The sequence below is a fragment of the Micromonospora sp. WMMD734 genome, assembly GCF_049178975.1.
In the GTDB taxonomy this organism is placed as follows: domain Bacteria; phylum Actinomycetota; class Actinomycetes; order Mycobacteriales; family Micromonosporaceae; genus Micromonospora; species Micromonospora wenchangensis.
In genome coordinates this window covers 6,487,985-6,500,451 of record NZ_JBMHMK010000001.1, presented here as the reverse complement: position 1 = coordinate 6,500,451, position 12,467 = coordinate 6,487,985, and the positions used below count along the sequence as shown (strand labels likewise).

Below are 12,467 nucleotides of genomic sequence, written 5' to 3'. Positions count from 1 at the left end.
GTTCGCGACTGCGGGGCTCGCAAAACCGGCTCACTCCTCGCGCTCACGGGATGACCTCTGTTCGCGACTGCGCGGGGGCGGCGTCGGGGCGGCGGCCGATGTCGGGGCGGGACAGGATGACCGCGCCGACCAGGGCGGCCAGCAGCAGCACCGACAGCACCTCGAACGGCAGCACCCAGGAGCGGAACACCTGCTCGCCGATGCCCTCGGCGGTACCCGCCGCCGGCAGCTCCACCGTCGACCAGCGGAACGCGTCGACCAGCAGCGCCGTCAGGCCCAGCCCGGTGCCCGCCCCGATCAGCGCGGCCGGCCAACCCGGACGGTCCAGGTCGTCGGACGCCCCGATCGGGGCCCGGGTCAGCATCACCGCGAACAGCAGCAGCACCACCACCGCGCCCACGTAGATCAACACCTGCACCCAGGCGACCAGTTCGGCGGTGAGCACCAGGTAGTCACCGGCCAGCGCGCCCAGGCAGAGCACCAGGTAGAGGCCGGCCCGGACGAGGTGCTTCGTGGCGACCACCAGCACCCCCGACCCGACCGCCACCGCGCCCAGGGCGAGCAGGAGGACGTCCGCACCGGTCACCGGGAGGCACCTCCGTCGTCGGCGGGGCCGGGCTCGGGGCGTACCACGGTGGGGCGGGCGGCGGAGCTGGTCGGGGCGGCGGCCTTGCGCGCGGCGGTGGTCTCCTCCTTGGCCGGCTCGCCGTGCGGGTCGTGCGCGGGTGGCGGCGGCACCGTGGCCATCCACTGGCCGAGGTGGTCCCGGTCGTGCAGCAGGTCCTTGAGGTCGTACTCGGCGTACTCGAACTCGGGCGACCAGTAGAGGGCGTCGAACGGGCAGACCTCGATGCAGATGCCGCAGTACATGCAGAGCGAGAAGTCGATGTCGAACTTGTCGAGGACGTTGCGCTGGCGGGGACGGGCCGCGCCGGCCACCGCCACCTCCTCCTTGTGCGAGTCGATGTAGATGCACCAGTCGGGGCACTCCCGGGCGCAGAGCATGCAGACCGTGCAGTTCTCGGTCAGCAGCGCGATCACGCCCCGGGAGCGGGGCGGCAGCTCGGGGGCGACGTCCGGGTACTGCTGGGTGTGCGACCGGCGGGTCATCGTCTTCAACGTGACCGCCAGCCCCTTCACCAGCCCGCCGCCGGTGCCCCCGCCGTGCTCGCTCACCGTGTCGCCCCGACTCGCTCGCTCATGGGGTCATCCTGCCCTGTGGCCACGGCGTGCGCGACCACCACCCGGCGTTTGCCGGCGTTACCCTCACGGGTGGGGAGAACGACGCACCGGGAAGGACCGACCGATGACCGCCGCGCTGCAGAACGACCATCCGCCGGAGGGCGGCTGGACGACTGACGATCTGGACGCGCTGCCCGAGGACGGCCGCCGCCGCGAACTTCTCGATGGAGTGCTGATCGTGTCCCCCTCCCCCACCCGTGTCCACCAGACCATCGCCGGCCGCCTGATGGTCGCGCTCGAAGAGGAGTGTCCCGACGACTACGACGTGACCCAGGCCGTGGAGGTGCGGATCAACCGGACCCGCTCGTTCATCCCCGACGTCCTGGTGACCACGTCCACCGCCGCCGCCCGCGAACCGTCCCGGTACGAGCCGCACGAGGTGGTGCTGGCCGTCGAGATCGTCTCCCCCAGCACCCGCTCCATCGACCGGGTGCTCAAGCCGACCCTCTACGCGCAGGCCGGCATCCCGTTCTACTGGCGGATCGAGGTGGAGGACGACGGTCTGGTCGTGCACACCTACAAGATCGACGCGGTGAACGAGGTCTACACCGAGACCGGGCGGTGGACGAAGTTCGTCGACACCGGTGAGCCGTTCCCGGTGAACCTGTCGATCGCCCGGATCACGCCCCGGCGTCGGTGAGCGGCGGCAGCATCTCCACACCCAACTGTTGCAGCAGTTGGAACAGCTCGTTGACGCTCCACACGTCGACGATCCGGCCGGCGGCGTCGAAGCGTAGGAACGTCGCCCCGGAATAGCTGACCACCTGCCCGGTCGGCGGCACCGGGCCGAACTGCCCCGCCTGGGTGCCGGCGGCCCGCCAGCGCAGCGCCACCCGGTCCCCGGCCGCCACCACGTCCACCAGCTTGTAACGCAGGTCGGGGAAGGCGGCCCGGCGGTCCCGGTGCCAGGCCAGCACCGCCGCCGGGCCGGTGCCGCCGAGCCCCGGGCACTCCTGCGCCACCAACTCGTACGCCGACTCCTCGCGGCCGGCGTTCCACACGTCGGCCACGAACCGCCGGGCCACCGCCGCCACGTCGATCATGTGGGCAGCCTAGGCCCGCGTTACCGTGCCACCGGACGCCGGACCCGCCATGATGGGAGCCGAAGCGGACGAAGGGCGACACCATGGCGGAGAGCAACGGCAGGACGGCGACCCAGACCGGCGGCAAGTACGTCGAGCCGGGCGGCGAGTTCACCCGGGACCAGCGCTACATCGCCACCCGGATCACCGCCGACGGGCGGGACGGCTATCCGGTCGAGCCGGGCCGCTATCGGCTGGTCGTCAGCCGGGCCTGCCCGTGGGCCAACCGCATGATCATCGTACGGCGGCTGCTCGGGCTGGAGGAGGCGCTGCCGATGGCGGTGGCCGGGCCCACCCATGACGCCCGGAGCTGGACGTTCGACCTGGACCCGGGCGGGCGGGACCCGGTGCTCGGCATCGAGCGCCTGGCCGAGGCGTTCTTCGCCCGCTACCCCGACTACGACCGGGGGATCACCGTGCCGGCGATCGTCGACGTGCCGACCGGTCAGGTGGTCACCAACGACTACGCGCAGATGACCCTGGACCTGTCCACCGAGTGGGGGGCGTACCACCGTGAGGGCGCCCCGCAGCTCTACCCGGAACACCTGCGCGCCGAGATCGACGAGGTGAACGCGGTCGTGTTCGCCGACGTCAACAACGGGGTGTACCGGTGCGGCTTCGCCGGTTCGCAGGAGGCGTACGACAAGGCGTACCGGCGGTTGTTCGACCGGCTGGACTGGCTCAGCGACCGGCTCGCCAACCAGCGTTACCTGGTCGGCGACACCATCACCGAGGCCGACGTGCGACTGTTCACCACGCTGGCCCGGTTCGACCCGGTCTACCACGGCCACTTCAAGTGCAGCCGGCAGAAGCTCAGCGAGATGCCGGTGCTGTGGGCGTACGCGCGGGACCTGTTCACCACCCCCGGGTTCGGCGACACCATCGACTTCGACCACATCAAGCGGCACTACTACGAGGTGCACCGGGACATCAACCCGACCGGGGTGGTGCCGCTCGGCCCGGACCTGGTCAACTGGCTCAGCCCACACGGGCGGGAGGCGCTCGGCGGCCGGCCGTTCGGCGACGGCACGCCCCCGCCGCCCCCGCCGCCCGGCGAGCAGGTGCCGCCGGAACACACCCCGATCGGCTGAGCCACCCCGACCACGCGCCCCCGCCCGGCCCACCGGATCGGGGGCGCACCGCCGTGCCCCCACTGAGCCATCCCCGCACGCGCGGAACCACGGTCGACAGCGGACACCGAGAGCTGCCACACATTCACCCTCAGCGTTCAAGAGTTAACACGATGGTCAATATGACCTGTTCGACTAGGGGGCGTCCGTCGCCGCGATTCCCGTCGGCGGGCTACCAGTCCACTACGGACTCCCCCTTCGAGGAGGAACGAGCCTTGCGCAAGCTGGGTAGCAGGACCGCACGTCTGGGCGTACTCGCCGGTGTTCTCGCCGGCGCGCTCGCCGCCACCACCAACGCCGCCGTCGCGGCACCGGTCACCCCCGGCCCCGGCCGGACCGCACCCGCGCCGCTGCTGACCGGCAGCGGGGAAGCCGCGCCGGACCGGTACATCGTCGTCCTGGACGACAAGCCGGTCAGCGGCGAGCGCACCGCCCGCCTCGCCCGCACCGCCCAGTCGGCCGCCGTCGCCGAGCGGGCCGGCGGCACCGTGCTGAACCGCTACACCCAGGTCCTCGACGGGTACGCCGCCGTGCTGCCCCCGGCCGCCCTCGCCGCCGTCCGCAGCGACCCGGCCGTTCAGTACGTCGAGCGGGACACCCGGATCGAGGGCGGGCTCACCAGCACCACCCCGGACCGGACCGGCCCGACGACGGCCCGCGCCGAGCGGGCCCAGGCCGGCGGCGCGTCCACCCAGGCCGTGCAGAGCAACCCGCCGTCGTGGGGGCTGGACCGCATCGACCAGCGCAACCTGCCGCTGAGCAACAGCTTCGGCTACACCACGACCGGTTCCGGGGTGACCGCCTACATCGTCGACTCCGGCATCCGGGCCACCCATGTCGACTTCGGCACCCGCGCCGCCGGGGTCTACGACGCGGTAGGCGACGGCAACGGCACCAACGACTGCCACGGCCACGGCACGCATGTCGCCGGCACCATCGGCGGCACCACCTACGGGGTCGCCAAGTCGGTGACGCTGCGGGCGGTCCGGGTGCTCCAGTGCGACAACTCCGGGTGGAGCACCGACCTGATCGAGGGCGTCGACTGGCTGGCCACCAACCACGCCACCACCTCGGTGGCGAACTTCAGCCTCCAGGGTTACGGCACCTCGGCGAACACCTCGATCGAGAACCTGATCGACCACGGCGTGTACCCGGTCTTCATCGCCAACAACTTCAACACCGACGCCTGCACCAACGGCCCCCGGTCCAGCCGGGGCATCACCGTCGCGGCGACCGACATCAACGACAACCGGGCCTCGTTCTCCAGCTACGGGACCTGCGTCGACATCTTCGCCCCGGGGGTGGACATCACCTCCGCCGGCATCGCCTCGAACACCGCCGTGGCCAGCGGCTGGTCCGGCACCTCGATGGCGGCCCCGCACGTCACCGGTTGGCTGGCCCGCTACCGGCAGACCAACCCGACGGCGACCCTCGCCACCGCCAAGAGCGCACTGATCAGCGCCGCCACCACCGGCAAGGTGGTCAACCCGGGGACCGGCTCCCCGAACCGCCTGCTCTACGCCGCGCCGTGAGCGCGCCGGAGGGGCCCCGTCCGGGGCCCCTCCGGGCCGACGCTCAGTTCAGGGTGAGACGGACGGCGGTGGTGAGGACGAGCTGGGCCAGCGCGGCCGGCACCAGCACCAGCCAGCACAGCCGCTGGAGCTGGTCCTCCCGCAGCCGGGGGAACGACACCCGCAGCCAGATGATCACGAACGAGACGGCGAACACCTTCAGCAGGGTCCACAGCCAGCCGAGCTGGGCGTCGGCGAACGGGCCCTGCCAGCCGCCGAGGAACAGCACGGTGGTCAGCGCGGCGATCACCACGATCCCGACGTACTCGGCGAGCAGGAAGAACGCGAACCGCAGGCCCGTGTACTCGGTCATGTAGCCGAAGACCAGCTCCGAGTCGGCGACCGGCATGTCGAACGGGGGCCGCCGGATCTCGGCCAGCCCGGCCACGAAGAACACGATCATGGCCGGGGCCTGCCAGAGCAGCCACCACGGCTGCCACGCCTCGACGATCCCGCCGAGGCTCAACGTCCCGGCCGCCACCGCCACCGAGGCGGCGGCCAACACCAGCGGCAGCTCGTAGCCCAGCAGTTGGGCCGCCCCGCGCAGCCCACCGAGCAGGCTGTACTTGTTGGCCGACGCCCACGCCGACATCAGCACCGCCACCACACCGACCCCGACCACCGCCAGGACGAAGAACAGGCCGATGTCCAGCGGCTGCCCGACCAGGTCGTCCGGGCCGAGCGGAATCACCAGCAGCACCAGCAGGTAGGGCACCAGGGCCACCACCGGCGCCAACCGGAACACCGCCCGGTCCGCCTCACGCGGGGTGATGTCCTCCTTCTGGACGAACTTGATCCCGTCGGCGACGAGCTGCGCCCACCCGTGGAAGCCACCGGCGTACATCGGGCCGAGCCGGCCCTGCATGTGCGCCATCACCTTGTGCTCGGCCTGGCCGACGATCAGCGGCAGGGTCAGGAACGCGACCAGCACCCCGCCGATCCGGATCACCAGCTCCAACCAGGTCGGCATCAGGCCGTACCCCCCTCGTCGCCAGCCTGGTCACCGCGCGCCGGGCCGTCGCTCGTCCCCGGCCCGTCGGGGGCCGGGCGGGCGGTGGCCGCCGGGTCGTCGCCTGCCGCGCCGGGGCCGGGGGTACGCGGCGGACGGGCCTCCGGGGCCGGCCGGGCCGGCCGCTCCCGGGGCGCGCGGGCCGCAGCCCTGTCACCCACCGTCACCGGGCCGGCCGGGGCCGGCACCACGCCCCACTCCCCCGGAGCGGGCACCCCGGGTGGGCGGACCGCCCGGCGACCCCCGCCGGCCTCGGACTCGCCCGGCTCCTTCGCCCCCGGCCACGGCTTGGCGACCCGGGAGGCGAGCACGAACTCCTTGCGCAGCGGATGCCCCTCGAACTCGGGCGGCAGCAGCAGCGGGGCCAGGCCCCGATGGCCGGTGAAGTCGACACCGAACATCTCGTGGGTCTCCCGCTCGTGCCAGGCCGCGCCCGGGAAGACGTCGACCACCGACGCCACCGTCGGCGTCTGCCTCGGCACCCGGGTACGCAGCAGCACGCCGTGCCGGTGCCGGGTCGACCACAGGTGGACCACGACGTCGAACCCGTCGGCCAGCTCGTCGACGGCGGAGAGCCAGTCGAAGAAGTCGCAGGCCAGCTCGGCGTCGTCGCGTACCGCGCGGAGGGTGTCCGCCCAGGCCGCCGGGGGTACGTCGACGGTGGCCCGGGCGTGGGCCTGCCCGCCGGACACCGACGCGGTCGCCTCGACCGGCGTGAGCAGCGCGACCACCCGCCGACCGACCTCTTCCGGAGTCATGCGGTTGATCCTATGGCCGCCGCCCCGACGCCGGGCCCGCCCGCCCGGTCGTACGCGCCCGGCGGACACCTGGATGAGGTGAACGGACGGCCCCGCGCCCCGTCGTACGACGGTTCCGGCGGGCGTCGTACGACGGTTCCGGCGGGCCTCGTCCGGCGCGTCGCCGGGCAGGGCGGGGCGGGCATCTGACGCTTTGGCCGGCAGGGCGGGGCGGGGCGGGGAAAGATGGGGGTTGTGCGCGCTGTGACGGTGACTCCCGGGGTCCGCGACTCGCTACGGCTGGTGCAGGACTGGCCGGAGCCGCTGGCCGAGGAGGGCGCCATCCTGGTCGAGGCGCTCGCCGTCGGCATCTGCGGCACCGACCAGGAGATCATCTCCGGGGACTACGGCGAGGCCCCGCCCGGCCAGCGGGAACTGGTGCTCGGCCACGAGTCCCTCGGCCGGGTGCTGGAGGACCCGTCCGGCACCCTGCAACCCGGCGACCTGGTGGCCGGCATCGTCCGCCATCCCGACCCGGTGCCCTGCCCGAACTGCGCCGTCGACGAGTGGGACATGTGCCGCAACGGCCGGTACACCGAGCACGGGATCAAGGGGCTGCCCGGCTTCGCCCGGGAACGGTGGCGGGTGCAACCGAAGTTCGCCGTCGGGCTGGACCCGGTCCTCGCCCCGGTCGGCATGCTGCTGGAGCCGGCGAGCGTGGTGGCGAAGGCGTGGGACCACATCGCGCAGATCGGCACCCGGGCCGAGTGGAAACCGCAGACCGTACTGGTCACCGGGGCCGGGCCGATCGGGCTGCTGGCGGCCCTGCTGGCCATCCAGCGTGGCCTGTCGGTGCACGTGCTGGACCGCAACACCACCGGCCCCAAACCGGACCTGGTCCGGGCGCTCGGGGCGACGTACCACACGGTGCCGGTCGACGAGCTGGACTTCGAGCCGGACGTGGTGGTCGAGTGCACCGGCGCGCCGACCGTGGTGCTGGAGGCCATGTGCAAGGTCGGCCCCGCCGGGATCGTCTGCCTGACCGGGGTGTCCAGCGGGGGCCGGACCATCGACTTCGACGCCGGGGCGCTCAACCGGGCGCTGGTGCTGGAGAACAACGTGGTGTTCGGCTCGGTCAACGCCAACCGACGGCACTGGGACCTGGCCGCCCAGGCGCTCGCCCGGGCCGACCAGTCCTGGCTGAACGCCCTGATCACCCGCCGGGTGCCGGTGTCGGCGTACGCACAGGCGTACGCCCACGCCGACGACGACATCAAGGTGGTGCTGGAGTTCGGGCTGTGACGCCCGACGGGCCGGCTCAGATGCCGGGGAGCCGGCCGTTGCGGAACAGGTCGACGAAGAGCTGGTGGTCGGTGCGGGCCCGGACGCCGTACGCGTGGGCGAACTCGACCAGGTGCCCGACGAAGCCGTCGGTGTCGTCGCCGATCGCCGCGACGATCGCCTCTTCGGTGGAGTAGTCCACCAGGTCGTGGCTGGACTCGTCGTCGGCGACCGAGTGCATCCGGGCCACCGCCCGACCCAGGTCGGCGAGCACCCCGGCCAGCTCGTCCGGCTCGTTGACGTCCGACCAGTCCAGGTCGGCGGCGTACGGGGAGACCTCGGCGACGAGCTGACCGGCCCCGTCCAGCTCGGTGAAGCCCAGCCACGGGTCGGCGTGCGCCTGCAATGCCCGCTGCGACTCGGCCGTGCGGTGCCCCTGGTGCCGGAAGTAGCCCCGGACCCGCTCGTCGTCGATGTGCCGGGCCACCGCCGGCACCTGCGCCTGCTTCATGTAGATGACGACGTCGTTCTCCAACGCCTCGGTGTGCCCCTCCAGCAGCAGGTTGTACGACGGCAGCCCGGCCGAGCCGATGCCCACGCCCTTGCGCAGCACCACGTCCTTGATCTGGGTGGCGACCGGTCGCAGTCGGGCCGTCGAGGGGGGCAGGGTGTCCAGGTACGCGGTGAACGCGGCGCACACCTTCTTGCGGGTCTCGCCGTCGATCTCGAAGACCCCGTCGCCGAGGGAGAACCGCCGCTCGTAGTTGTCGACGGTGGTCTGCGCGGCCAGCAGGTCGACCCGGGTGTTCAGCCGGGCCTCCTGGAGCACCCGGCGCAGCACCCCGTCGGCGTTGTCGAGGGTGATCGAGCCGATCGCGTCGTCCCCACCGGCGGCGATGGCCTGCAACTCGGTCAGGTACGACCGGGCGAAGCCGGTGACCAGCTCGCCGATCGCCCGGTCGGACAGGGCCTTGGCGTAGCCGATCAGGGCCACGCTGGCGGCGAGCCGTTTGAGGTCCCAGGAGAACGGCCCGACGTACGCCTCGTCGAAGTCGTTGACGTTGAACACCAGGCGGCCGGAGGCGTTCATGTAGGTGCCGAAGTTCTCGGCGTGCAGGTCGCCGTGGATCCACACCCGGCTGGTCTGCTCGTCGAGGAACGCGTCGTCGGCGAAGTCGCCGCGCTGGTCGGCGTAGAACAACGAGGCGCTGCCCCGGTAGAAGGCGAACGGGGAGGCGGCCATCTTGCGGAACTTGCGACGGAACGCCGCCGGGTCGAGCGCCATCGACGCGCCGAACTCATCGGTCAGTACGTCGACGATGAAGGTGGACCGCCGGTCCACGGAGTCGGTCATGAAACGCACGCTAACCCCTACCCGCCACCCACCCTCGGGCCCCTCCTCCCCAACCCGTCCCACCCCGCCCCGCCCTGCCCTGCTTCGCCCCGCCCCGCCCGGCCTCGCCCCGCCCGGCCCCGGTGATCAACCTGCCCGCCCCGCCTCGCCCCACCCCGCCCCGTCTCGGTGATCAAGAGGTTTACGTCAGTTGATCAAGAGGTTCGCGTCAGATTCACGCGGAATGGTGACGCGAACCTCTTGATCACCGCGACGGGGCGGCTTGGTCACCGGCCCGGACCGGCTTGGTCACCGGTCCGGATCGGCCACGCACCTGCGGCACCACCTTGACCTCGGCCACCCCGGCTGACCCGGCCAGCATCCGGCCTCCAGCCCGCATCCGGCACAGTGATCAAGAGGTTTTGGACAGTGTCGGGCGCGGATTTGACGCAAACCTCTTGATCACCGGGGCCCAGCGGAGGTGCGGCGGGGCCCAGCGGGGGTGCGGTGGGGCCCAGCGGGGGTGCGGTGGGGCCCAGCGGGGCCGGGGTTGGGCGCAGCTGGGCAGGGTGGGGCGGGAGCGGGTCAGGAAGGGGTCGGAGGGCGGACCGGGGGGGCGGTCAGGGACTCGACCGGGCGGGGGGCGTCGGCGGGCGAAGCCAGCGGGTCCGTGCGGTCGACGCCGCCGATGCCTGACTGTTCGGCGGCGATCTTCTCCTGGAGGCGGAGGATGCCGTGCAGGAGCGCCTCCGGCCGGGGTGGGCAGCCGGGCACGTAGACGTCGACCGGGATGAGCTGGTCGACGCCCTTGGTCACCGAGTACGAGTCCCAGTACGGGCCACCGCAGTTGGCGCAGGACCCGAAGGAGATGACGTACTTCGGCTCGGGCATCTGGTCGTAGAGCCGCTTGATCGCCGGGGCCATCTTGTCGGTCACCGTGCCGGAGACCACCATCAGGTCGGCCTGCCGGGGCCCGTGCGCGAACGGAATGACGCCGAGCCGGATGAAGTCGTGCCGGCCCATGCTGGTGGCGATGAACTCGATCGCGCAGCAGGCCAGGCCGAAGTTGAACACCCAGAGCGAGTAGCGACGACCCCAGTTGAGGACGAACCGGATCGGCTCGCCGAGCACTCCCGGCAACTGCACGACCGCCTCCTCGTCCGGCCGGTCGACGCCCATCCGTCGCCGTGGCCGCTGCGCTGTCTCCCACTGGACAGTCAACCACAGCCCACGGACGCAACCCCGTGCGCCGGCAGCGGGCTCTTACCGGTGTGACGACGGCCCGGGTGCGGGATGCGGGCCGCCGGCGACCACGGGGAGGACGAGTGACTGTGACGAGAAGCGCGCGGGTCGGTGATCCGCCACCCGACCCCGCGACCGCACCCGGGCAGCTGAGCTTCGACGGGTTCTACCACGCCCACTTCCGAGGGCTGGTCGTGCAGCTCACCGCCTACACCGGCGACCTCGGGCAGGCGCAGGACCTGGTGCAGGAGGCGTTCTGCCGGGCGTACGCGCGATGGGACCGGGTGTCCGGCTACGACGATCCGCTGGCCTGGGTCCGCAAGGTCGCCTGGAACCTCGGCCACCACCGGTGGCGGAGGCTGCGGACCGCCCAGGCGTGGTTGTCGCGGCAGCGGGAGACGCACGTGGCTGGGCCGACGCCCGACCGGGTGGCGCTCGACGTCGCGTTGGCGCAGCTGCCCGCGAAGCAGCGCCGGGCGGTCGTCCTGCACTACCTGGCCGACATGTCGGTGGGCGAGATCGCCGCCCAGGAACGGGTCGCCGAGGGGACGGTCAAGTCCTGGTTGCACCGGGGCCGGGCCGCGTTGGCGACGCAACTGCGGGAGAGCACCGGGGAGGTGCGCGATGCCTGATTCGGAGATTCTCGACCCGACCGAGGAGTTCGCCCGTTACCGCCGTACCGTGCTGGACTCGGTGGTGGTGCCGGGCCCGGCCGCCATCCGGCGGACCGTGCGGCTGCGCCGCCGTCGCCGGTGGGCCGCGCTGGTCGCGGCGGCGCTGGCGTTGCTCACCGGTCCGACCCTGGGCTACGTCGCGCTGCACCGCCCGGAGCCCCGGCCCGGCCCGGTGCTGCCCACCCCCGACGCCACCGGCACGCCGACGCCGACCGCGCCGACGACCCCGACCGGTGGCCCTCCGCCGACCGGCGCGGGCCCGACGGCGACCCCGCCCGACGGCCGGATCAGCCGGGGCGAGCTGCTGGCCACCCCGGTGACGCTGCCGACCTGGCCGACCGGTGCGGCCTGCCCTACCGCAGGCGTCCGGTTGACCGCGGACGGCCAGGAGGGGAGGAACGCCCTGCTCGCCCTCGCCCACGGGGACGTCGACGGGGACGGGGCGCAGGAGACGGTGGTGTTGGTGCAGTGCGTCTTCGGCACCCACGGCTGGCAGCAGGTGGTGGCCTTCGACCGGGGCACCGCCGGCCGGATCGTCACCGTCGGGCGGGTGGTCGTCAGCGCCCGGGAGCGGCCCCAGTGGCTGATCGGGGTGCAGGTACGCGGCGACGGGGTGGTCCGGGTGCAGGTCGGCGACATCTACCCGGGCGGCGGCTGGGCCGGTGAGTGGTCGCAGCGGCAGTGGCGCGGCTACCGCTGGGACGGCGGCTCGTTCCGCCAGGTTTCCGGTCCGACCGGTTTCCCGACCAACCCGCACGAGGTGAACCTGGTGGTCACCGCCACCGAACTGGTGCTCGGCGTCGCGCCGGACGGCTCCCGTACCGGAAGCACGACGGTGCGGGTCCGCAACACCGGCACCGCGCCGGCCCGGTCGGTGGCGCTCCGGTTCGACCTGCCGGCGGCGTTGCGTCCGGACGGCGACGGCTGGGCCGCCTGCCGGAGCGCCCCGGGGACGACCGGCGGGCCGGTGCGCTGCGAGGTGGCCGGGCTGGCACCCGGTGCCGAGATCCGGCTCGTCCTGGGCCTGCGGGTGGCAGGTGACGACCCGCCCGGCGCGGGCACCGCCGAACTGACCGCCAGCGCGTTGGACGCCGACCACCGGGTCGTCGCGGAGGTCGTCGAGTACGACAACGTCACCCCGCTGCGCTACCGGTGACCAGCCGTCC

At 72.8% G+C, this 12,467-nt stretch carries 13 protein-coding genes; 6 read left to right on the top strand and 7 right to left on the bottom strand.

The window, feature by feature from the left end:
• Positions 1-43: 43 nt before the first annotated feature.
• On the bottom strand, positions 44-586 hold the full coding sequence (locus tag ACN267_RS28305; RefSeq protein ID WP_204957670.1) for an NADH-quinone oxidoreductase subunit J: 543 nt from the start codon (positions 584-586) through the stop codon (positions 44-46).
• Positions 583-1,176: a NuoI/complex I 23 kDa subunit family protein gene (locus tag ACN267_RS28300; RefSeq protein WP_421490036.1), complete on the bottom strand. Its 594-nt coding sequence runs from the start codon at positions 1,174-1,176 to the stop codon at positions 583-585. Before ACN267_RS28300 ends, ACN267_RS28305 begins: the two co-directional genes overlap by 4 nt.
• Before the next feature lie 130 nt (positions 1,177-1,306).
• Between ACN267_RS28300 and ACN267_RS28295 the strand changes: the two genes are divergently transcribed.
• Complete coding sequence (locus ACN267_RS28295; protein WP_421490035.1) at positions 1,307-1,882, top strand: Uma2 family endonuclease; 576 nt, start codon at positions 1,307-1,309, stop codon at positions 1,880-1,882.
• On the opposite strand, the gene ACN267_RS28290 is transcribed toward ACN267_RS28295, so the two are convergent.
• Complete coding sequence (locus tag ACN267_RS28290; protein WP_204957667.1) at positions 1,863-2,285, bottom strand: ester cyclase; 423 nt, start codon at positions 2,283-2,285, stop codon at positions 1,863-1,865. The genes ACN267_RS28295 and ACN267_RS28290 overlap by 20 nt on opposite strands.
• A gap of 83 nt (positions 2,286-2,368) precedes the next feature.
• Between ACN267_RS28290 and ACN267_RS28285 the strand changes: the two genes are divergently transcribed.
• Together ACN267_RS28285 and ACN267_RS28280 are read left to right on the top strand one after the other, a co-directional pair.
• Positions 2,369-3,415 carry a glutathione S-transferase family protein gene (locus ACN267_RS28285; protein ID WP_421490034.1) on the top strand — a complete coding sequence of 349 codons (1,047 nt, stop codon included), beginning with the start codon at positions 2,369-2,371 and terminating at the stop codon, positions 3,413-3,415.
• Positions 3,416-3,669: 254 nt separating this feature from the next.
• Positions 3,670-4,986, top strand: a complete 1,317-nt coding sequence (locus ACN267_RS28280) for a S8 family peptidase (protein ID WP_204957665.1) — start codon at positions 3,670-3,672, stop codon at positions 4,984-4,986.
• A 43-nt stretch (positions 4,987-5,029) separates the two neighbouring features.
• Here ACN267_RS28280 and ACN267_RS28275 read toward each other — a convergent pair whose 3' ends face one another.
• Positions 5,030-5,995: a complex I subunit 1/NuoH family protein gene (locus tag ACN267_RS28275; protein ID WP_088644755.1), complete on the bottom strand. Its 966-nt coding sequence runs from the start codon at positions 5,993-5,995 to the stop codon at positions 5,030-5,032.
• Entirely contained in the window at positions 5,995-6,792 is a 798-nt protein-coding gene (locus ACN267_RS28270; RefSeq protein WP_421490033.1) for an NADH-quinone oxidoreductase subunit C, read from the bottom strand. Before ACN267_RS28270 ends, ACN267_RS28275 begins: the two co-directional genes overlap by 1 nt.
• Positions 6,793-7,026: 234 nt before the next feature.
• On the opposite strand from ACN267_RS28270, the gene ACN267_RS28265 reads away from it, so the two are divergent.
• Entirely contained in the window at positions 7,027-8,073 is a 1,047-nt protein-coding gene (locus ACN267_RS28265; RefSeq protein ID WP_204957663.1) for a glucose 1-dehydrogenase, read from the top strand.
• A gap of 16 nt (positions 8,074-8,089) precedes the next feature.
• On the opposite strand, the gene ACN267_RS28260 is transcribed toward ACN267_RS28265, so the two are convergent.
• On the bottom strand, positions 8,090-9,406 hold the full coding sequence (locus tag ACN267_RS28260; RefSeq protein WP_421490032.1) for a DUF2252 domain-containing protein: 1,317 nt from the start codon (positions 9,404-9,406) through the stop codon (positions 8,090-8,092).
• A gap of 564 nt (positions 9,407-9,970) precedes the next feature.
• A complete protein-coding gene (locus ACN267_RS28255; RefSeq protein WP_204957661.1) occupies positions 9,971-10,531 on the bottom strand; it encodes an NADH-quinone oxidoreductase subunit B in 561 nt (186 codons plus the stop codon).
• A 179-nt stretch (positions 10,532-10,710) separates the two neighbouring features.
• Here ACN267_RS28255 and ACN267_RS28250 point away from each other — a divergent pair, with 179 nt between their 5' ends.
• Entirely contained in the window at positions 10,711-11,259 is a 549-nt protein-coding gene (locus ACN267_RS28250; RefSeq protein ID WP_374760075.1) for a SigE family RNA polymerase sigma factor, read from the top strand.
• On the top strand, positions 11,252-12,457 hold the full coding sequence (locus ACN267_RS28245) for a hypothetical protein (RefSeq protein WP_204957659.1): 1,206 nt from the start codon (positions 11,252-11,254) through the stop codon (positions 12,455-12,457). Before ACN267_RS28250 ends, ACN267_RS28245 begins: the two co-directional genes overlap by 8 nt.
• Positions 12,458-12,467: the final 10 nt, after the last annotated feature.